The sequence below is a fragment of the Ensifer sp. GW823-FHT05D09 genome, assembly GCF_058795755.1.
The window spans coordinates 14,706-36,153 of sequence record NZ_JBXAIA010000007.1; the positions used below are offsets into that span (position 1 = coordinate 14,706).

General features: G+C 62.4%; 17 protein-coding genes. 9 read left to right on the plus strand and 8 right to left on the minus strand.

Features of this window, described 5'->3' with window-relative positions; genetic code table 11:
* Positions 1–2: 2 nt before the first annotated feature.
* Positions 3–941: an AraC family transcriptional regulator gene (locus tag AC1Q80_RS19620; protein WP_173421170.1), complete on the minus strand. Its 939-nt coding sequence runs from the start codon at positions 939–941 to the stop codon at positions 3–5.
* A 110-nt stretch (positions 942–1,051) separates the two neighbouring features.
* On the opposite strand from AC1Q80_RS19620, the gene AC1Q80_RS19625 reads away from it, so the two are divergent.
* On the plus strand, positions 1,052–2,251 hold the full coding sequence (locus tag AC1Q80_RS19625) for an MFS transporter (protein WP_492361526.1): 1,200 nt from the start codon (positions 1,052–1,054) through the stop codon (positions 2,249–2,251).
* 146 nt (positions 2,252–2,397) lie between these two features.
* Here the strand turns inward: AC1Q80_RS19625 and AC1Q80_RS19630 are convergent, their stop codons facing one another.
* Positions 2,398–3,018 (minus strand): cysteine hydrolase family protein, encoded by a 621-nt coding sequence (locus tag AC1Q80_RS19630; protein WP_492361527.1) that lies wholly within the window; start codon positions 3,016–3,018, stop codon positions 2,398–2,400.
* A 126-nt stretch (positions 3,019–3,144) separates the two neighbouring features.
* Here AC1Q80_RS19630 and AC1Q80_RS19635 point away from each other — a divergent pair, with 126 nt between their 5' ends.
* Together AC1Q80_RS19635 and AC1Q80_RS19640 are read left to right on the plus strand one after the other, a co-directional pair.
* Positions 3,145–4,116, plus strand: coding sequence for a GlxA family transcriptional regulator (locus AC1Q80_RS19635; RefSeq protein ID WP_209788621.1), 972 nt, complete (start codon positions 3,145–3,147; stop codon positions 4,114–4,116).
* Between the two features lie 156 nt (positions 4,117–4,272).
* Positions 4,273–5,295: an LLM class flavin-dependent oxidoreductase gene (locus tag AC1Q80_RS19640; RefSeq protein WP_209788624.1), complete on the plus strand. Its 1,023-nt coding sequence runs from the start codon at positions 4,273–4,275 to the stop codon at positions 5,293–5,295.
* Between the two features lie 92 nt (positions 5,296–5,387).
* Here AC1Q80_RS19640 and AC1Q80_RS19645 read toward each other — a convergent pair whose 3' ends face one another.
* Positions 5,388–5,819, minus strand: coding sequence for an OsmC family protein (locus tag AC1Q80_RS19645; RefSeq protein ID WP_492361528.1), 432 nt, complete (start codon positions 5,817–5,819; stop codon positions 5,388–5,390).
* A 294-nt stretch (positions 5,820–6,113) separates the two neighbouring features.
* Here AC1Q80_RS19645 and AC1Q80_RS19650 point away from each other — a divergent pair, with 294 nt between their 5' ends.
* From AC1Q80_RS19650 to AC1Q80_RS19665, 4 genes are all read left to right on the plus strand, one after another.
* Positions 6,114–7,475, plus strand: coding sequence for a dicarboxylate/amino acid:cation symporter (locus AC1Q80_RS19650; RefSeq protein WP_412728343.1), 1,362 nt, complete (start codon positions 6,114–6,116; stop codon positions 7,473–7,475).
* Positions 7,476–7,804: 329 nt separating this feature from the next.
* Entirely contained in the window at positions 7,805–8,380 is a 576-nt protein-coding gene (locus tag AC1Q80_RS19655) for a hypothetical protein (protein ID WP_209788631.1), read from the plus strand.
* A gap of 210 nt (positions 8,381–8,590) precedes the next feature.
* A complete protein-coding gene (locus AC1Q80_RS19660) occupies positions 8,591–9,181 on the plus strand; it encodes a TetR/AcrR family transcriptional regulator (RefSeq protein WP_209788634.1) in 591 nt (196 codons plus the stop codon).
* A gap of 239 nt (positions 9,182–9,420) precedes the next feature.
* Positions 9,421–9,867 (plus strand): GNAT family N-acetyltransferase, encoded by a 447-nt coding sequence (locus tag AC1Q80_RS19665; protein WP_209788638.1) that lies wholly within the window; start codon positions 9,421–9,423, stop codon positions 9,865–9,867.
* A 259-nt stretch (positions 9,868–10,126) separates the two neighbouring features.
* Here AC1Q80_RS19665 and AC1Q80_RS19670 read toward each other — a convergent pair whose 3' ends face one another.
* The 4 genes from AC1Q80_RS19670 to AC1Q80_RS19685 all read right to left on the minus strand — a co-directional run bounded on the left by AC1Q80_RS19670 (position 10,127) and on the right by AC1Q80_RS19685 (position 19,530).
* Positions 10,127–10,345 carry a hypothetical protein gene (locus AC1Q80_RS19670; protein ID WP_173421179.1) on the minus strand — a complete coding sequence of 73 codons (219 nt, stop codon included), beginning with the start codon at positions 10,343–10,345 and terminating at the stop codon, positions 10,127–10,129.
* Positions 10,346–10,376: 31 nt separating this feature from the next.
* A complete protein-coding gene (locus tag AC1Q80_RS19675) occupies positions 10,377–12,326 on the minus strand; it encodes a hypothetical protein (protein WP_492361529.1) in 1,950 nt (649 codons plus the stop codon).
* A 548-nt stretch (positions 12,327–12,874) separates the two neighbouring features.
* The gene (locus tag AC1Q80_RS19680; protein ID WP_492361530.1) at positions 12,875–17,020 is read right to left on the minus strand and encodes a beta strand repeat-containing protein; all 4,146 of its coding nucleotides are present in this window, start codon (positions 17,018–17,020) and stop codon (positions 12,875–12,877) included.
* 392 nt (positions 17,021–17,412) lie between these two features.
* Complete coding sequence (locus AC1Q80_RS19685) at positions 17,413–19,530, minus strand: sensor histidine kinase (RefSeq protein ID WP_492361531.1); 2,118 nt, start codon at positions 19,528–19,530, stop codon at positions 17,413–17,415.
* Between AC1Q80_RS19685 and AC1Q80_RS19690 the strand changes: the two genes are divergently transcribed.
* Positions 19,522–20,388, plus strand: coding sequence for a response regulator transcription factor (locus AC1Q80_RS19690; RefSeq protein WP_492361532.1), 867 nt, complete (start codon positions 19,522–19,524; stop codon positions 20,386–20,388). The two genes, AC1Q80_RS19685 and AC1Q80_RS19690, sit on opposite strands and share 9 nt — an antisense overlap.
* Before the next feature lie 15 nt (positions 20,389–20,403).
* Here the strand turns inward: AC1Q80_RS19690 and AC1Q80_RS19695 are convergent, their stop codons facing one another.
* The gene (locus AC1Q80_RS19695; RefSeq protein WP_492361533.1) at positions 20,404–20,739 is read right to left on the minus strand and encodes a hypothetical protein; all 336 of its coding nucleotides are present in this window, start codon (positions 20,737–20,739) and stop codon (positions 20,404–20,406) included.
* 225 nt (positions 20,740–20,964) lie between these two features.
* On the opposite strand from AC1Q80_RS19695, the gene AC1Q80_RS19700 reads away from it, so the two are divergent.
* Positions 20,965–21,402: a hypothetical protein gene (locus tag AC1Q80_RS19700; RefSeq protein WP_173421181.1), complete on the plus strand. Its 438-nt coding sequence runs from the start codon at positions 20,965–20,967 to the stop codon at positions 21,400–21,402.
* Positions 21,403–21,448: the final 46 nt, after the last annotated feature.

The following is a 21,448-nucleotide window of genomic DNA, read 5'->3' on the forward strand; positions in this document are numbered from 1 at the left end:
TATCAGGAAGCCAGTTTCTCCCTGACCGAGGTCTTGCTTCGATAGTGGCTTGGCGGTGCCCCGATGATCTTGCGGAAGGCGCGGCTGAACGAAGCCTCGGAATCATAGCCGAGGCGGCCGGCGACAAGGGCTACCCTCTGCCCTTCCTGCAGCCATTGATGCGCCTGGTGCATTCGCATGCGTGCGACATAGCGCGCCGGTGTCTCGCCCATGATGTCGACGAAACGCTGAGCGAAACCCGATCGCGACGCCCCCATCAGCTTTGCCAATTCGGGTACACTCCAATCCCGCGTTGGCTCAAGGTGGATGGCGGCAAGCACACGACCGAGTTCCGGATTGCGCACAGCCGCCAGCCAGCCGGTCGCCGTGCCGCAGCCATGCTCCACCCAGGTTCGAATGAGCGTTGCGGTCAGCACGTCGGCGAGCCGCGCCAGAATGCCGCCCGAACCGACGCGCTGCATCTCGGCTTCCCGCGTCATGGCGTCGAGAAGTGGCGGGATCGACGGTTCGCTCGACGCAAGATCGCTGGTGCGCATGACGGCCGGCATCAGTTGCAGGAGTGGATGCAGCCGATCGACATTGAACTGCATCACCGCGTAGAAGATGAGGTTCTTGCTGTCCGTCGACGGGCATTGCACGTCGATGATGCCGTCACACAGCTGCCTTTTCGGCAGGTCGGCGATCGAGACCGGCGGAATGCCCGGCTTGCTCGCCAGTACATGCGCATCGCCTCTGGGCAACAGAACCGCATCGCCTTGCGAAAGCTCGATCCATTCGCCATCCGGCGCACGAAGGTGGGCGGAGCCTGATGCGAGAAAGTGGAACCGCGCGGGCTCCTGCGCCGGATAGGCCGTCGCCCAGGGCGCGCAGGGTTGGCAACGCCCGTATTCAACACCGTCGAGCCGCAGCCCGCGCAAGATTTCGGTCAATGCATCGCTCATGAACCCACCGGCAAGTTTGGAGAAACGGCACAGTCTTTTGGATTTTCTAGCATAGAAACTCCTGAAGATCCCACCTATTTTCGCCATCAACAATCGCGGAGATCGAGAATATGGATGGCTTGGTGACAAAATCAGCGGCCCCGACGGACGACCGGAGCCGCGCGCGGTGGGGCGCCGTGGTGTCCCTTTCGCTTGGCGTGTTTGGCCTGGTGACGGCAGAGTTTCTACCAGCAAGCCTGCTGACGCCGATGTCGGCGGATCTCGGGGTCAGCGTCGGGGCGGCCGGGCAATCGGTGACGACGACGGCCGTCGTCGCGGCGGTCGCCGGTCCGGCGATCGTCGTCTACACGGGACGGTTCGACCGGCGAACGGTTCTTCTGGCTCTGACCGGCCTGCTCGTCGTCTCGAGCCTGATGGCGGGTTTTGCGCCGAACCTTCCCTTTCTGCTTGCGGCCCGAGTGCTGCTCGGCGTCGCGCTCGGCGGTTTCTGGGCCATGTCGCTGGCGCTCGCCATGCGGCTTGTTCCCGGCCGACTGATGCCGCGGGCCATGGCGATCGTGATGTCGGGCGTGTCGATCGCGACAGTGTGCGCGGCACCCGTCGGCGCCTGGATCGGCGCCACGCTCGGCTGGCGCTATGCGTTCCTGCTTGCATCCGCAGTCGGAGTGATCACCTTTATCGTCCAGGCGCTGACTGTTCCATCGTTGCCGCCCATCGGGACCACCGGCCTCGACACGATCGCAAGGGTCCTGAAGCGCCCGGCGATCCGGCTGGGCCTTGCCACGATCCTGCTGGTTGTCACCGGTCACTTTGCTGGCTTCACCTATATCCGCCCCTATCTCGAACAGGTTCCGCGTTTTGACGTCGAGATGATCACCGCGATCCTGCTCGCCTTCGGTATCGGCGGCTTCTTCGGCAATATCGCCGGAGGTTTTCTGGCGGAGCGCAACACCCGCCTGTCGATGATGCTGGCGGCGGCCGGTATCGCCGCCACGGCTCTGCTTCTCGCCGTCGCCGGCGTGCTGCCGGCCGTTGCCGCGGCAGCCACGGCAGCCTGGGGGTTCGCCTTCGGCGCTCTGCCCGTCAGCGTCCAGTCCTTCATCAGCCGGGCTGCCGGCGACGAGGCGGAAGGTGCGGGCGCTGCGACACTGACAACATTCCAGATCGCCATCTCGACGGGAGCAATCCTCGGCGGCGTGATCGTCGAACTCCAGGGACCGGCGGGTGTGTTCCTCTTCGCCGCATTGGCTGCGCTGCTGGGCGCCTCGCTCGTGGCGGTCTCCCGCAAGGTGGCCCTCCAGCCGGGCTGAGTTGAAAGCCCAATCGGTTGGCGGCCGAGATCCCGATTTCTCCAGGGTCGGGGCGGCCGCCAACTGCGCATCGGTTAACGATCGCCGCCACCTACCTGATCAGTCGGCGGCGGCGTTTCTTGCAAGGCTGGCTGACCGTCAACGCCTCATTTGGCCGTCAGCGGCAGCTCAAGGAGGCGATCGGTCGTGACGATGTCGCCGAAGGTGTCGTCGATCGAGGCCAGAGCTGCGCGGTGCAGAGCGATATGGCTGACGGTATTGCCATCCGCCATATCGAGGTCGCGCGTGGCGCAGGCGTCGTCGGCGACGATCACGCTGTAACCGAGCGGCACGGCATCGCGGGCGGCCCCGGCGACGCAGGCATGGGTCATCAGACCTGCGATGATCAGCGTATCGATGCCGGCCTCCTTCAGCCGTTGGTCGAGATCGGTGGTAGGAAACACACTGACCGACGACTTGCTGATCACCGCATGGCTCGCGGATGGCTGGATCGCGTCGTGCAACCGGGACATCTCGCTGTCCTCGGCGAACACAAGGCTGCCCGCCGGTGTCACATGCTGCACGTGATAGACGCGCATGCCGTCCTGATCGGCCCGGGCGATAAGGCGCTTGGCATTCACGAGTGCCTTTTCGCCATCCGGGATCGGCATTCTGCCGCTGAAATACTCCTTCTGAAAATCGATCACCAGCAGGGCTGTCTTCTCAGGATCAAGACTTTGCGGCGCCGTGGCACCGGCGAGGGCGCGGATGGTTGGGTGCTGTATCATGGAAATGTCCTTTCGCGTCTTTGTTGGCCGCGGGAAAATCCCGCATAAGGCGGCCTCACGAAAGTGGCCGGAATGACAATATATGCTAGGTTCTGGCCAACTCTTCGAAACGGGATCACAGCACCGATGCACACCATCGCCGTCATCGCCTTTGAAGGCATCAGCGCCTTCCACCTTTCGGTGCCCTGCATCGTGTTTGGCGACGAGTTGTTGAAACTTGGAGTGCCACGCTACCGGCTGCTGATCTGCGGCGAAAACACCGGATCGATCCCCACCGGTTCCGGCTTTCGCATCGAGGTGACACATGATCTGAGCCACCTGGGCGCGGCCGATACCGTCATCGTGCCGGCCTGGCGGGATCCGGACGAGCGGCCACCCGAAGCCTTGCTGCAGAGCCTGAGGGCTGCTCATACGCGCGGCGCGCGGCTGGTGGGCCTGTGCCTCGGCACTTTCGTCTTGGCTGAAGCCGGCGTGCTCGACGGGCGACCGGCTTCCACCCATTGGGCCTGGGCCGGAGAGTTCCAACGAAGCTACCCGCAGGTCGCCCTCGATCAGGATGCGCTCTACGTCGATGATGGCGACATCCTCACATCGGCCGGAACGGCCGCCGCAATGGATTGCTGCCTCCATATCGTTCGCCGCGATCATGGAGCGGAAATTGCCAATCGCATTGCCCGGCGGCTGGTGGTGGCGCCGCATCGCCAAGGCGGCCAGACCCAATATATCGAAAAACCGATGCCGGCGGCCGTCAGCGAGGTGCAGCTCGGCGCGACGATCAACTGGGCCATCGAACATCTGAGCGAACCCTTGTCGCTCGGTAAACTGGCGGAGCGGGCCGGAATGAGCCTGCGCAGCTTCACCCGACATTTCCGCAAGGCGACCGGCACCACATTTACACAATGGCTGCTCAATCAACGCCTGGCGACCGCGCAACGCCTGCTCGAAACCGGCTCCTGTCCGATCGACCGGGTCGCCGAGATCGCGGGCTTCGGCTCCACCGTCTCGCTGCGCCAGCACTTTACCCGCGCCTTCTCGATCTCGCCGGCAAGCTACCGCCGGCAGTTCAGGAAGGGGCCTGCCACCCTTGCACCTCAATGAAACATCCTAAACTGCTCGCTGCATTTTCACGGATCGAACGCATGTCGTTTCCTGCGCGTTTCGGAAACACAGCGTTCGGCCCCCAACCTCTGTTGCTCGGGGCGGTCCCATGCCATCTAGGAAACGAGCAATGACACATTCCCAGGCGGCGCTATCGTGAAAAAAATCGGATTCCTTTCCTTCGGCCATTGGACCCCCTCCTCCCAGTCGCAGACCCGCTCGGCGGGTGACGCGCTGTTGCAGTCGATCGACCTTGCGGTCGCCGCCGAAGAGCTCGGCGCCGATGGCGCCTATTTCCGCGTGCATCATTTCGCTCGGCAGCTGGCCTCACCGTTCCCGCTGCTGGCCGCCGTCGGCGCCCGGACGAAGCGCATAGAGATCGGCACCGCCGTCATCGATATGCGTTACGAGAACCCGCTCTACATGGCCGAAGACGCCGGCGCCGCCGACCTCATCTCCGGTTCTCGCCTGCAGCTCGGTCTCAGCCGCGGATCGCCCGAGCAGGTGATCGATGGCTGGCGCTATTTCGGCTACGTGCCGCAGGACGGCGCATCGGATGCCGACATGGGCCGCAGCCACGCGGAAGTATTTCTGGAAGCGCTGAAAGGCAACGGTTTCGGCCAGCCGAACCCGCGACCGATGTTTCCGAACCCGCCCGGCCTGCTGCGGCTCGAGCCCCATTCGGAAGGACTGCGCGACCGCATCTGGTGGGGTTCCAGCTCGAACGCAACCGCCGTCTGGGCCGCCAAACTCGGCATGAACCTGCAGAGCTCGACGCTCAAGGACGACGAGACCGGCGAGCCGTTCCATGTGCAGCAGGCAGCCCAGATCCGCGCCTATCGGCAAGCATGGAAGGAAGCGGGCCACACCCGCACGCCTCGGGTCTCCGTGAGCCGCAGCATCTTTGCGATCGTCGACGATCGCGACCGCGCCTATTTCGGCCAGAGCGGCAAGGAACAGGACACGATCGGCTTCATCGACGAGAACACGCGGGCAATCTTCGGCCGCTCCTATGCGGCCGAACCGGATGTGCTGATCAAGCAGTTGGCCGGCGATGAAGCGGTGGCGGAAGCCGATACGCTGCTGCTGACCGTGCCCAACCAGCTCGGCGTCGATTACAATGCCCACGTCATCGAGGCGATCCTGAAGCACGTGGCGCCAGCGCTCGGCTGGCGTTGAGCGACGGGACGCCGCTTTCGCGGCGCGCCTATCTATCTGAGATGGGCGCCCGCCTCATTTCCGGGCTCACGCTCATGCCGCGCTGACGCCGATCATGCCAGGCTGACGTCGAGTGTGATGGGAACTGCACCAAGCGCCTTTGACACCGGGCATCCCGCTTTCGCCTTGTTGGCGAGTTCGGTGAATGTTGCGAGATCCGCGCCCGGCACACTTCCCTTCAGGGACAGATGGATCGCGGTGATGGCAAAACCGTCGGCGACGGATTCGAGCGTGACCTTGGCGGTGGTCTCCATGCTCTCGGCCGCGAGCCCGACCTCTCCCAGGATCAGCGACAATGCCATGGTGAAACAACCGGCATGAGCCGCGCCGATGAGTTCCTCCGGGTTTGTGCCCGGCACGCCCTCGAAACGAGCTGCAAAGCCGTAGGGATAGTCTTTCAAGGCCCCGCTCTGCGTCGAAATTTGCCCCTTGCCGTCCTTGAGACCGCCGGCCCATTTTGCCTGTCCAGTGCGATTGATCTGCATGCTCATCTCCTCCGGGTGACATCTACGGCCTTGCAGATAGGGCGGTATCGGCGGATTGGTATGACGCTGCACGGATTGGCTCGCCGACGCTCGAAAACGCGGCCGGCGGGATGGAGGAGACGATCGTCCATCCCTCGGTGCACCGAAGCTCGCCCGCCTGCCGGGAAAATTTTTCCGCCTATCATGCGTCGCGCGCGAAACGGTTGCTTAAACTCCCTTACAACCTTGACTAATTTGCCCTCGTTGCGGACGCTGCCTCCCTCGCGCTCCGCTCCACCAATCAATCGAGTGTAAATCGTGTCCCAAGCTTCCATCAAATCCCCGCCGAAGCCGTTCTTCCTGTCGTTCGGCTTCCAGGTTCTCGCAGCCATGGTCATCGGTCTGCTGCTCGGCCTCATCGCCCGCAACATGGGCGTCGACGCGGCCGGCAACCCCAACTGGCTGACCGTGACATTGCAGACGATCGGCGCCATCTTCGTGCAGCTTCTGCGCGCCCTGGTCCCGCCGCTGGTCTTCACCGCGATCGTCGCTTCGATCGCCAATCTGGCGACGCTTCAGAATGCGGCAAAGCTGGTCTGGCAAACGCTTCTCTGGTTCGCGATCACCTCGCTCATCGCCGTTGTCATCGCAATTGCGCTCGGCCTCATCATCGAGCCCGGCATAGGCTCGACCGTATCGCAGGAAGCTGCCAAGGCACCCTCCTATTCCGGGTCCTGGCTCGATTTCCTCAAGGGCCTTGTCCCCGCCAACATTCTGGGCCTGGAGGCAAGCACCAAGCTGACGGAGGGTAGCGCCAGCACGTCGCTGAATTTCAACGTCCTGCAGATCCTCGTCGTCTCGATCGTCTTCGGCACGGCCGCGTTGAAAGCGGGCGACGCAGCCAAGCCCTTTCTCGCCTTCAACCAGTCGCTGCTCGTCATCGTCCGCAAGATCCTTTGGTGGGTCATTCGGCTGACGCCGCTCGGCACCATCGGCCTGCTCGGCCGCGCCGTGGCGCAATATGGCTGGGGAACGCTGGCGCAGCTCGGCTGGTACGCAGCGGCCGTCTATATCGGCCTCGCGATCGTGCTGTTCGTCGTCTATCCGGCGCTGCTGGTCGCACATGGCCTGAAGCCCTCGCGCTTCTTCGCCGGCGCCTGGCCGGCAATCCAGCTGGCCTTCGTGTCGCGCTCGTCGGTCGGCACCCTTCCCGTCACCGAAACCGTGACGGAAAAGAGCCTCGGCGTGCCGCGCGAATATGCCGCCTTTGCCGTGCCGCTCGGCGCAACGACCAAGATGGACGGTTGCGCTGCCATCTATCCGGCGATCTCGGCTATCTTCATCGCGCAGTTCTTCGGCGTGCCGCTCGGCATCCAGGAATATGTCCTGATCGTCTTCGTCTCGGTGCTCGGCTCGGCAGCGACCGCCGGCCTCACCGGCGCAACGGTCATGCTGACGCTGACACTGTCGACGCTTGGGCTTCCCCTTGAGGGTGTGGGCCTTCTGCTCGCCATCGACCCGATCCTCGACATGGGCCGCACCGCCGTCAATGTCGCCGGACAGGCACTGGTGCCGACGATCGTTGCCAAGCGCGAAGGCATTCTCGACGAGACCGTATACAATGCCGGGAAGTCGATTGAAGATCCGGAGCCGGACGCAGTTCTTCAGGCCGCCTGATTTTTTCAGGCTGCAAAATTGGTACAACGGACGACGAAGGCCGGCATTCTTGCCGGCCTTTTTGCGCCCAACGGCGGGCAACCCTGCGCATGCCGAGCGACCCCCTTGATCGGCAGCTGAGGCCGGCGTCCCGGCGGTCCTGCGTTCGCAACGCGCCTTCCGAAGTCACGGGGCGACCCGGCGCGAACCGTGAGCGCGCGTCCTCCCGCATCGCTCCCCACGCCGTACCTCTTTCGGAGAGAGGCTCTTCGCCGTCACGCTGACAGACATTGACGGAAGACATGCAGCATGAGACAAACCGACCGTTCGGTTTGTGATGGAGATACCTGTTGAAGCCCATTGCCGTGCATCGCCACCTCCACGATGTCTTCGGGTTGCAGCAAACCCTGCCGGAACTGGCCGCGACAATCTCGTTCGGCATCGCTCTGCCTGTCGCCCTCGCCACCAGATTTCCGGATTTTCTGGCGTCGGTGCCGCTGTGGAGAAGCGCGTTGGCGCTGATCCTCGTGCTCGATATCGCTGCCGGTTGCGTCGCGAACTTCACGCGATCCACGAACGACTTTTACGCCGCTCGGCCGCGCAACCGGTGGATCTTCATCGCAATCCATGTCCACGTGATCATCGTCGCCCTTCTGCTGGGCACCGACTTCGCGGCCTCGTTGGTCGTGTGGGGCTACACGATCGCCGGTGCCGTTGTCGTCAACGTGTTGAAATCAAACCCGCTACAGACGTTTGCCGGTGGGTCTCTGCTGGCCGCGGGCCTGAGCTGGCTTGCGCTATACCCCGGCGTGTCCCCCTTCATGTCGATCGCTTTCGCCCTGTTCATGCTGAAGGTGCTCTTCAGCTTTGCAGTGGATCACTATTCCTGTTCCCAAGCGGCCTGCGCGCCAGAAGGACGGACCTGATCGATGGCGTCTTCATTCGAGATCTCGACAAGCTGGCATCAGGGCGCGGTCGAGCGATCCGGATACCAACCGCGTTCGCCCGGCACGGCGCTCGACAAAGGCTAGGGGGCAATGTCGTTGCGGATCTGCAGGGCGGTTTCAACAGGTTGGCCCCGGTCGATATCGGCGGACTTACGCCGAGGCCAAGTTCCGACCCATTGAGGAGACATCGTGAAAGACACCAAGACCTCCATCATCGAGTGCGCATTCCGGCTGTTTCTGGAACGTGGATACGAGAATACCAGCATGTCGGATCTGGTCGAAGCATCCGACCTGTCGAAGGGTGCCGTCTATCACCACTTCAAGGACAAGGACGCGCTGCACGACGCCGCGATCGAGTATTTCTTTGTTCGCTTTTTTGAACCGGCAGAGACTGCGGCCCAGCCCGGAGGCGAGGCCAACCTTGAGCATGTGATCAATGAGCTGTGCGCCGGCTACGAGCGCCTCATTGCGGAAATCGCCACCGTCACACCCGATGTAAACGCCTATTATCGCTTCATCTTCTCGATCTTGCCAAAGGTGAAGTCCGTGATAACGCAGCAGATCGCAACGGCCCGCGCTGAGATTGCCGCCGCCGTGCGGCAAGATCAGGAGGCGGGGCGACTGCGCTCTTGCCTGTTGCCGGAGGTCGTTGCCGACCAGTGCCTGGCATTGATCGAGGGCGGCGGACTTCTCTGCCTGCTCGAAGGAAAAGAGACCGTTAGCGCGGTCTTTCAGCGAACGATCCCGAGCTATCTTCGGTCGCTGAAAGATATCGCATGACGTGACGAGACACCCGGATCGGAAGAGCGGATGCCTTGGCGCCGTACTCGAAACCGGCCATCGCCGACACCACTCAATTTTCAATTTGTACGTTTTAAATGAAACCAACAATACCGTAGAGTTGTTAATCTCCGAGGATTCGAATACTCAACAATCGGCGCTTCTGTGGCAGCAGCGCATTACAATCTTCTCCTCGGATCAATGCCGATTTGAGGAAATACAGGCAAAGCGGAGCTTGGATGCCGGTCATCTTTCAGCGCATTAATGAGGGCCAGGCGTCACAGGCAGCGACGATTATCGTGCAGGCTTATGTGGAGCCGCCTTGGAATGAAGAGTGGTCGCTGGAGGGGGCGACGGCACGCATGGGCGAATTGTCGACCACACCGGGCTGGATAGGGGTCGGCGCCCTTGAGGCCGGACAATTGCTCGGGTTTGCCATCGGCCTCCCGCACACATCCGCTTCCGGCAGGGGCCTATACATACCCGAGATCGCCGTCCTTCCATCTCATCAAGGCAGGGGCATTGGAAAACGGCTGCTTAAACTGCTTGAAGCAGAAGCTCACAACGCCGGTTTTTCAAGTGCTTGGCTCCTGTCGCAAAGCCAGGGAGCCGCTGCGGAATACTACAAGGCCAGCGACTACAAACAGGTTGCGAAGCTGAGGGTCTACTCGAAGTCCTTTGGATAGCGCGAAAGGCTTGCGCGGGCCGCGCCAGCACCGATGGCCGCCTGACAACGACGGGTCGCGCAACAATGGTCCTGCGCCATGCGTTACGCGCAGCGCAGGAACACCTCAAACCCGGTCGAAAGGTTCCCCGCCACCCCGATCCCATTCGAGGATCAGGCAACAGCCCCTGAGAGGCGACGACGCCACAAAACCGAGGAAGCCGTCGCCACCGTTCGCATTGCGTCGGCAGCGAGCGAGCCCTGCTTCCACACGCCAGCGCTTACCCCTCGTAGTGGCCCGACGACGCCGCGGCAGCCGATTTGACCACCAGCGCCACATCCGCACCCTTGATCACGCTCACCCCCGTTGCACGCAGATCTGCGACGGTCTTCAGTCCGCCTGACTTCGGCGTTTCGAGAGGCTCGACACTGCGAGCGTCCAGATCGACCACCCAAAGCCCCTTTTCACCCTCGATACCGATCACAACAACTTTAGTCATTCACTTCCCCTCTCACGATGGATTGCTCCGGTTAAAATCCCGCCCTCTTCAAGCCGTCTCGATAGAGGTCCCTGTGCCATTGTTCCTTGCTCGGAACAGCCGCGAGCCACGTTTCCAGATCGAAGTTGGGGTTGGCTTCGCGCACGCGGCGAACAAAGACACGCGCCTTGTCCTTCTGGTCCAACATCGCCCAGTTCGCAGCCGAGAGCCTGTCGGCCAGGCTCGGATCGGCCATACGGCCGATATAGTCCAGCGAGGTCTCGAATTGGCTCAGCGCGTAGTTTGCGCCCGCGGCGGTCCAGAGATAGGAGTCCGGGCTCAAGGGATTGAGCTCGATCGCCCGTTCGATCTTCTGCAACGCCTTGCCGGGAAGAGAACAATGGACCAGCGTATCCGCATGATCGGCAATGATATCGGCGTAGTGCGGCCCCAGCGTCTCGGCCAGTTCCATCGCCTCGGCGCTTTCATCGAATGCGCCCTGCAAAAGCTTGGCAACGCCAAGCTCTCGGTAGCCATCGGCCATGTTCCGGCGCGCATCGATTGCGCGCACCGCAAACCCCTCGGCGGATTTCAGCAGCTCGATATCGCCCCGTGCGGTCAGCAGCCATTCCTTGGAATAGGTTCTGGCGATCGAACTCAGCGCCGGAGCAAAATCGGTGCTCGCGTGCAGCGCCGTCTTCATTTCCTTGCGCGCACGCCGAAGGTCGGGCAGCGTGAGCCGGTTCAAATGCCGTCTTCCCACGAGATAACTGTGGTACGCCGCCGGGTTCAGTTCCCTGTAAAGCCGTGTCGCCTCGTGCCGTTCGATCTCGCTTGAAACCGAAAGCGCGATGTTTCGTGCGATCACGCGGCGGGCAGCGACGAGGTCAGGTTGGCTCAGGCTGAACCGTTCCGCCCACACGACCTCGTTGTCGGGGAAAAAGACAAGCTGAACGAACAACGTTCCTTCGCTTGTCTGATTGCTGATCCGGCTATCGAGGATGTAATTGAGAGCGTGGCGTTGAAAGAAATCCGCCTGGTCTTCGAGCTGATGTCCGATCTGGACGGCGGAATGGTGGGCGATGACCTGAAGACTGTTGAACGCGCAAAACCCGATCGTGATGTCCTCGATCAAGGCGTTCGCGATGAAGCGGCTGTCCGGGCGCCCGATATGATCGCTTGGAGGCAATAGCACCAAACGAGGTACCGCGTGCCGGCGCATGTCGTCAGGTTCAACACGAGGGCGTTGCTCTGATATGCTGACGAGCGAGGGATGGGCCTGTGCGCTCGCAGCTGTTTGCCTGGCATCCCGGTTCGCCGTGGCGTTGACCAGATCAGCACCGCGCGCCAGCGCGTTGCTCCGCTTCTCGAGAATTTTGCGGAGCTGGTCGACCTCTTCTTCGGCGTTGAAGACTTCGACAAGCAGCTGCAGAGTGTCCGGATCGGCGCGCTCCGCTCCGATGAGCAGTATCCCCGCATCCTTGAGAATTTCGGCGTCTTCGTCCGAGCGCGCCAGACGCGACACCCTCTTCAGCAGCGCTTTGAGAAGGGTATTCTGACGGTCTTTCTGCTCGGCAAACCATCCGTAGAAGTCACGGCTCTGGCAGCCGACAGGCCCCAGGAACGAACGATGCATCAGCGTCGCGAGATTGCGCAACTGACGCAAGGGGTCCGCCTCATCCTCATCGGCAACCCAGACCATGTCCGACGACACCGCCAGCCGTTCGACGTGGATCATATTGCTGGAAAAGGAGAGGAGCTGTGCACCGAGTTCGTCTTGGCGGAGCTTTATCCTGGATATCATCTTGCGCATGTTGACGAGGGACACGGCGTTGTCCTCGTCGCCCCACAGGAATGCGGCCATGGCGGCGCGATGCTCGGCCCCTTCCCTGATCGTCAGCAGATAGGCCAGAAGCAACAAACCTTTTTCGGGGTAGGCAACTTGCCGCCCCTCTGAGTCGACGAGCTTCAAGCCACCAAAGGTTTGCAGAAAGAAGGTCATTTGTACCTTAGGGCCGTTCCGCCAATATTGATCAGCACCCCTGCGCCAAAAGAAGACCCAACGGCAGTGTGTAAGCCTCTCGGCCTGTCATCTAGGGAGCGTGTGGACAAACGATTGCGAGACGGAGTTTGTCGTAATAGCGCGCAGAATTCAACCGGGAACTCACGCGAGGCAAAGCAGAGGTTGTCATAGCGTCCCGACACCGCTCGGTGCTCAGCCGGCAGAACTTCCATGCGCCGTTTGAAGCTTTGTTCCAATTTGCAGCGAAATGACCAAAAATGACCTACAGCCAAGGGCCGAACGACCGCAGCATCCCTATCCTTTCGCGTTGTTTTCGCGGATCGCCGGTAGCCGCCAACCGTCTTGGCCTTTTCTCGACCACCAGCAAAAGGCGCCATTGCCGCCAAGCACGAAGCTTAGCTGCAATGGCGCTGCAGTCAGCACGAGAAGACACCGGACCGACGCTGGTCCGGTCGATGCTTCGGCCATGAAGCGGAGCCCCCGCATGGCGAGGGCCCCGGAATTGGGGGCTCAGTCAGCACCGGAACCTAGAACGCCATGCGGACCCCGATACGGCCGCCATAGTTCTGATAGTCGCTGCTGGTATCGGCAGTGCCTTCGATGAAACCGACAAGGCCCGTCTGCGAAACCAGGCTGACACCCATCTGGAACTGGCCGTAGGCGCCAATCGGATCGTTGACCAGGGCGGTCGACGATCCGCCGGCGTTGAGGCGCACGCCGTCTTCGCCTGCGAATTCGTTCACCAGATGCGCACCCAGGTAGAAGGTGGCGAGACCATCGGCAACTGGCGCAGACCCACCGACACGCGCGCCGACCTTGGCACGCAGGCCGTCCAGTGTGTCGAAGTCGACCGCCGCGCCCAGGGCCTCGATCGTGTCGAGGTCAGTGCGGGTGTAGGCAAGGCCCACGACCGGCTCGATGAAGAGGTCCGCATCACCGAACCGGGCGCCCGCTTCGACCTGCAGGCCGTAAGCGTGGCCGTCGAGCGTGTCGGCATAGCCTGCCGTCACGCTATCGATCTTGACCCTGTAGAGGTCATATTTCGCCAAAGCGTTGACGAAGTAGTTGCCCCATTGCCCGCCGGCATAGGCGCCAATGTTGTAGCCCTGATAGTCGGTGCTATCGGCCGTCCCGGCGAATTTCAGCGTCGAGTCGATGTAACCGCCGGTCAAGCCATAGGTTACGCCGGTGTTGCCGATTGCGCCGAGATCGACGCCGAACTGCCCGCCGGCGTGCTGCTGGCGGTAGGAAAGTTCGACGTTTTGGATTGTCCCTTCACTGCCGCTGACGAAGGCCTGGTCGCGCGCATCGGCAACGCCGTAGACCTGGACCCAGATCCGCTCGGACGTCGACGCATCCCGGGCCGGATCGCGCAGGCCGGCAACATGGGCTGACCAGGCGTCGGCCGACTGGCGCCACAGTGCCTGCGCCCCCTCGTTGATCTTGAGCGTCTGGAACAGCGCGGTGCCTTCAGTCGCCACGATGAAGAAATCGTCGCCCACCGCGTCGTAGCGCAAGCCGTAGCGCGAAAAGCCCACATTCGCGGTTTCAGGCGCGAGTGTGACGGCATCGGCGGCCGAGCCGCCTGCCGCGTCGACCAGCTTCAGCATGTTGCCTGGCATCAAGGCACCACCGCCCAGATAGTTGAGCGCGATCGAAGTCGTGCCCGAGGCTGCCCCGCCGACCACCAGCTGGTCATAGACCATGCTGCCGGAGGTCCCGTCGATATCAAGCGCCAGCCGCCCGTTTGTGCCGACATAGTCACCCGAAAGCGCCAGGACATCGCCGGCGCGGTTGTTGGCGAGGGTGACGAGACCGGCATTCTCGAATCGCTCGAGACCTGACAGGGTTGCGTTGCTCAGCAAACTGACGACACCGGCATTGACAAACCGGTCCGTGCCGGCAGCGAAGTCGCTGATGCCCGAGAGCGCGAATTGACCGCTGTTGGTGACGAGGTCGTCGCCCGCACCGAAGCGCACGGCACCGGCGAAAGTCCCGATATTCGCCAGCGAAACCGGACCTTGCGTAGCAATGATCGTCGGCGCGGCACCGGCATTGAGTGCACCAAAGTTGGTTATCGCCACGTTTGCACCGCTGGCGACGATGGCGCTTGAGGCGCCGGTGACCTGGCTATTGGCCGCAATGGTGATGTTCGCGCCGGCGCCGCCTTCAACGACAATGGCGTCGCTACCGGTCGAGCGAACCGTGCCTGCGACCGCGACCGTGGCTGTGCCCGTGGTGCTCGTGGCGCGAATGGCTGCGCCAGTAGCAGATCTGCTATCGCGCGCCGTGACATTCACCGAGCCGCGGTTGCTGCGCGCCACGATCCCGTCGCTAAGCGCGCCCGAGGCGCGGACATCGAGCACCTTGACCGAAACGTCCCCGGTGTCGGCGCTTGCCAGAATGGCGGTGGCGTTGTTGCCTGCGGTCGATACCGAATTGACCTCGACCGAACTGCCGGCCGCACCGAAGGCTTCGACGCCAAGGCTGTTTTGGCCCTCGGTTGCGATCGTGCCACTGCTGGCGATGTGTACGGCGCCGGCCACACTCTCGGCCTCGATGCCGGTGCTGCCTTCGCCTTTGGTAACGAGAGAGCCGGCGGTCACGTCGATAGCGCCGCTGCCACTGGAGACGTCGATACCCTCGCTACGGTCACCGGTCGTCGTGATCGTGCCCTTGCTGACGATAGTCAGCTTTCCCATGTCGGTTTCGGCAAGGATGCCGTCACTTCCCCAGCCGGCGGTGTTGATCGCCATCGTTCTGATCGTCACGTCACCGCCACTGCTGACGTTGACACCGTCCCCATCCTCTGCCGAAGTGGTGATGGCACCGCGCGCGTCAATGGTTACGGTACCGGTATCGGAACTGGCACTGATGCCGTCGGCGCCTTCGCCGGAGGTGGTGATCTGGCCACTGACGTCGATGGCTATTGGGCCGGTGAGCGAACTGGCTTCGATGCCGTTGGCGTCTTCCCCCTTGGTCGTGATGGAGTTGACCTTCAGGTCGATGCGGCCGGAATCGGAGCCTGCAAACACGCCGTAGGCGCCGTCGCCTCGCGAATCCAGATCGCCTGCGAGCAAGCTCAGGTTCCCGTATTGGCTCCGCAGGTCGATCACATAGGCCTCGCCAGTCGTCGAAGCCGAGCCGATCTTAGCGGTGACGTCTCCTGTGGAGGAATAGCCAGACACGGCGCGACTGTGGAAACCGGCACCGGAAGCCGAAGCGACGTCGATGAAGACGTTTCCTCCGACACTTTCGGCCAAAACGCCGCTGCTGAAATCACCCGACGCGCTGGCGCTGCCCGTGCTGATCACGGTGACGTTGCCGGACTTCGAGGTGGCATAGAGGCCGGCAAGACGTTCGCCTGTCGCCGAAACCGTACCGCTGTTGGTGACGGTGACGTCACCCTTGTCGCTCGCGGCGTAAACCGCTTGTGCATTGTCGCCGGCAGTCGCTACGCTTCCCGAATTGTTGATAGAGACGTTTTTGTCAATGCTCTCGGCGGCGAGACCGATTGAACCGTCGCCGGCAGTCGTGACTGAACCGCTGTTCGTCACCGAAACGCTACCACCCGCCGAGTATCCCGTAACGCCGTGGCTCGCAGTGCCCTGGGTGGAAATCACGCCGGTATTGTTGACGGTGATCGCGCCCGTGTCGGATGTTGCCTTGACGGCGGCCGCGGTATTGCCTGCGGTCGATACGCCGCCGCTGGTGATATCGATACTGCCGTCGCGCGTCGTGGCTTGAACGCCGGAACTTGCATCGCCTTGCGTCGTCGCCGAAGCGACGTTGATCGCAACCCGGCCACCGGCAGAGTTCGCCTGTGCGCTAACAGCGTGGCTGTCGACGCCCTTGGTCGATACCGAAGCGGCCTTGATGTCAATCAAACCGGTGCCGTCAATGGCGGCGGTGATGCCATTGCTGGATTGTCCCTGGGTCGCCACAGCGTTGACGTCGATGAAGACGCTGCCGCTGGTCGAGGCGAGGATGCCGGTGCTGAAATCGCCACGAGTGGAGATGAGCCCGTTGCTGTTGATCGTCAGCGTTCCAGTCGCGGCGCTGTAAGCGTCGATCCCCAAGGCATTGTTGTCGGTCGTCGAGATCGAATGGGCGTCGATGGTCATCGGCCCGTCGTAGTTCAACGCGTTCAGCCCGGTTGTCGCGCTCTCGATGGAGCCGACGTTGATGAATGCCGAACCGAAGCCGCTGAAGACGTGAAGGCCGGCACTGCCAGACACGATGCTGTTCACCTTCACGGTGGCCGAGGCCGCATCGGAGTCGACCCGAACACCCACGCCACCAGCGCCCTCGGCGATGACGCGTCCCTCCAGATTGAGCAGCAAGTTGTTGCCGGCAGCGGAGATATCGACGACACCGGTCCCCATCGTGATCTTGCGCACTTCTGCGTCTGCGGACAAGGTAAAGGTCAGGTCCTGAGCACCGACATTGTAAAGGATTCCGCCGGCATAGGGGCTTCCTGCGGCATTGCAGGTGACGACGCCTCCAATCGGGGCTCCACACTCGTCGGCCGAAAGCGCCAGGCCGGGGAGCCCAAGCGGGATCGCCATGCCGGCGAGGGCCGTGCCGACCCGCAGACGCGCGCGCAAGGAAGCAGTGCCCTGCCGCGCCGCGCGGCGTTTCCCGAGCACGTCCTGCTGTGCCGTTGCTGTCATATTCTTGTGCCCCCGATACTCATGATTAGACTTCGGGTCAGACACGACCAGCTTGCCATCCGGCCGATCCGTCCACCCATGCGGTGGGCAACCTACTGGGCGGCCGAAAGCTGCGACAGGAACGAGATGGAACGATTTGCAACGAAATGGAACGAAAACCGTTGCGCGCCTGCATCACCATGTCAGCTTTGCGAAGGCCGTGTGGCGACAGACCGTTTAGATTATGATTTTAAAGGATAATTAAGCATCGCGGCTCCGGCGGCATGACTGCCGCCGCGTGTTCGCAGCCGTCATTTGGCGACTGAAGAGAGCCGCTCTCTCACCGTCTCGACGGCGTACCAGCGCAGTTCACTGGCATCCCTCGGCTGCACGTTCCGACGAGGGCGCAGCGCTCACTGCGCGGTTGCGAGATCGCCCGCAGTCGTCGGGTTCCTGCCCGTCCCCAAAGCTGCCGGCAAAAGGATCTCCACCGTCGTTCCCATCCCCAACTCACTGGCGATCGACACCGATCCGCCATGCGCTACCGCGATGCGGGACACCAAGGACAGCCCCATTCCGGAACCTTCGATGTTGCTCGCATTCGATCCGCGCACCCCGTGGGTCACAACGTCGTCCAGCTCGCCAGGTGGAATTCCGATACCCTTGTCGCTCACGGAGATCGACACCGCTCCATCCCTGTGCGCGAGAGCAAGAACAACCGGCGCCGCCCCGTCCCGCTGGGAGAATTTGACAGCGTTCTCGAGCAGGTTGACGACGGCGAGCTCAAGCATGCCGGCGTCAGCCTGTGTGCGGCGGCTCAGCGCTGAAGGGTCCACGTCTACTGAGATATCCGCGCCCGGCATCAGATCCCGAGCGCGGGCAGCCGCCGAAGCGACAATGTCCCCCGGCGCGGCCAGGGCCAGCTGCGGCTGGAAGGATGGACCTTGCAGTCGGCTGCGCGCCAGATTGACCTCCAAAATTTCGACCAGGCGCACGATGGCACGCTCGATGCGTTTGACCCTGCTCTGGTTGCGTTCATCACCCTTGGGCAGGCTGATTGCGATGCTATCCACGTTGGAACGAATGGCAGCCAAGGGCGTGCGGTACTGGTGCGAGATCACTTCCATGAAGCGGACCTGCTGCTGCTGCGAACGCAGCTCGGCCTGCAGCGCATCTTCGGCGACCTGTCTGGCCGATACCAGCTCACGCGTCTTCTCCACCACCAAGGCGCTCGCGGTCCGCTCCGCGTTCTGGGCGGCAACGAGCGCCTGTTCACGCATGTCGCTGTTCAACGCTTCGGCGGCGCGCAGTCTGACGGCAAGGGCGCCTGTCAAAAGGATCGCATGGACGAGGCCGCTGATCGCATAGGCGTGCCAGAACATGTTCGGCATCCAGGCATAGCCCTGCCGCTGCAACAAAGACAGCACCGAGCCGATCCAAATGGCGCAGAATGCGGCAGCGCGCAGACGGCTCGCGGCTCCATCCACGTTGGCCGTGCGCAGCCCCTGCACCACATTGACCACCCCCATCAGCAACGCGAAATTGTTGCCGATCGGACCGAACACGATGTTGGCCTTGAAGATCGCGAAACCTATGCCGATAAGCCCGACGACCGCGCTCAGCTGGTGGAGCCGGTGCAGCCTGGGCGCCAGGCGCGGCAGCTCGAGGATGCTCGAATAGGCAAGAGCACTCGCGAAAAGACCGAACCATGCTGAAATGCCCATGAACATGTCGTTTGCAGCACCATCCCCGGGAAACAGCAGGAACCGGCTGAGCCCGAGATTGCCGGTATAGACGAGCATGATGCCCAAAGTGCTCAAAGCCAGAAGCGGATACTGCCATTTGCGGTCGAAATAGAAAAACACCAGCTGGATGACGAGCAACACCCCCATGCCGCCAAACCAGAGACCCGAAGTCATGCTGGCAGTAGACACGCGCATGGTGTGGTCACCAGCCGGATAGATCCGCATGTTGAGATGGGTCGACGAGTTGGCATTGGCGACACGAATGAAGACGAGCGTAACCTCACCCTTCGACAGGCTCAGCGGCACGACGTTCTGCAGCCCGGAAAGGCCGTCGGCGGGGAGCGGGCGATGGTCGCCGAGCGCGTAGTGGGTGAAGTCCCCTGCTGTAAGGGCCGAGCGCTGGCCGCCCACGTAGACATCGATGAAATCGATAAAATTCGGCGCAAGCGACAGGAGGGCTGCGCCATCCTCGGCCGCATCGACCTCCAACCGGAGCCAGGTGGCGTTTCTGCTGTAGCCAAGGTTTACGCTACGGCCTTCAACGGGCGTGAACTCCGCCTGCTTTTCCTTTGCGATCACGTCGGCGAGCGAAAGCGACCAGGAGGGATCAACCAGAATCGCCAGCTTGCGCTCCAGCGCAGGCAGCCTGTCCATTGTCGTTGTCGGCCACGACAAAATGTCGTTTGCAGCGGCCGGCGTGGTCAGCAATACGTAGACGACGGAAAAGAAAACGCCGACACCACGCTTACCGATCCATTCGGCCACCTGCCGTACGGCATGCTTCACGACAGCTTCATATTGCATGACGACAGGCACACCGCCGTAGGTCGGTATCATATTTTATTCCGGAATGTTTCGCGCACGCTTATGACGACAAAAGCCATTTTTTCACAAGCTGCAAACGTGCAGGATCAGCGCGCGACGGCTATCCGCGTCCTCCTGGTCGAGGACGACCACGATCTGCGGCACGGCATTGCCGACTACTTGAGGCTGCAAGCGATCGATGTCACGGATGTCGCATCGGGCATCGGTTTCTACACCGCTCTGATCCGCAATGATTTCGACGTGGCGATCCTTGATGTCAACCTGCCCGACGTCAGCGGTTTCGAACTCGCGCGCACAGCCTCCTCAGGCAAACGCATGGGGGTGATCATGTTGACCGCGCGCGCCAATCGCGAGGATCGCATAAACGGGTATGAGCAAGGGGCCGACCTCTATCTGACCAAGCCGGTGGATGGCGAGGAACTGGCGCTCGCCATCGGCAACCTTGCACGCCGCATCCGGGCCAGTGCGTCACCGTCAGCCAATGCCGCAAGCAGCGATGGCCCCTCGGCGACGACGCAGCAGCCCTGGCTTTTGGAGCTGCAGCAACGCCGGCTGATCGCGCCGACTGGTGAGTCGATCCAGCTTTCAGGACGGGAAGCCATGTTGATGGAACAACTTGCCGGCGCCGGCGGCGCGACCGTTTCGCGCGGGGCTATCGACACCCTCCTCGGCCACACCCATTCCGACCCGGAGAGCCGCCGCCTCGACGCCGCACTTCGGCGATTGCGGATGAAAGCCCGCGCAGCTGGCGTTGATCTGCCCCTGCATATCGTCCATGCGGCCGGGGTGCGCTTCGTTGGGACAGTGACTGTCGTGTGAGCCGGATCGCCGCAGTTATGCGGTGGAGGACCCGGCCGGATCGCCGGCTGGCGGCAACGCGGTTTCCGGCTCTTCTGGCGTATGACCTTTCTCCAGCTCGACAACCTCCAGGCGACCCCAGGCTGCGGCCCGATCCATCAGCAAACGCATCTCGGCGTTGAGGGCATGCGATCGCCGGATCTGATCGGCGTGGGCGACATTGGTCCGCGGATCGTAGAAACCGCCGATGTCTTCACCTGTGGCACGCCTGGCCTGTTCGAGTGCCGCCCGCAGCGCGGACAGCTCGGCCTTTGCCACGAAATATCGTCTCATCGCGTTGATGAGTTCGCGGTCGCGCGCCTTCGTCTTCATGGATGCCTCCCTTGCAACAGGCAGTCGGCGTGATCCCACAAGATGGCGAAATCTGGGTCCTCCCCAAAGGTCAGGCATGTTGCCTGTGGACGCAACGTCGCCGCATCATCTCGAAGGCGGATCAGGGGGGCGTCATCGTGATTGGACTTCAGGCCCGACAAGAGTCACGCTCACGCCAGGGAAAAGGGTTGGCGCAGCGCATCTATCGTCTAAATGGAGGCGACAATGAAGCACCATACACGCGAGCAATTGCAGGTCTTCGCGCAGATCGAACCGGACGTCCGTCCGCTGAACATGTCCCACAGCGAGCGCCTGGAACGCTGGGCGGAGCTTCTCGAGCAGAGCCCGACCCGCCATCTGGCGACGCTCTATGAAACCGAGCACCAGTCGGCCGCCGTGCGCGATACCTTGCGCAGCGACGGTTCGCCAATTTCCGTGGCGTTCAACGACCCGATGCTGCGAGCCGCCGGCCTGGAAGACGATACCTACGGCGAGGCGCTCCGGTTCTTCGGGCTACGCGACTGGCAGCTTCACGGCGTGATCTGCTACTGCCACTTCGGTGCAACGGTGCATGCCGCGACGGCAGCCGGGCTCGTCCGGTCGATTCTGAACGGCGAACGCAGCGGCCTGCTGGCCCGCATGCGCGCCTTGTTCTTCGGCTGACACTGGCCGGAATGCGTGACGCTGTGCATGTCGACATGGGCTGGTG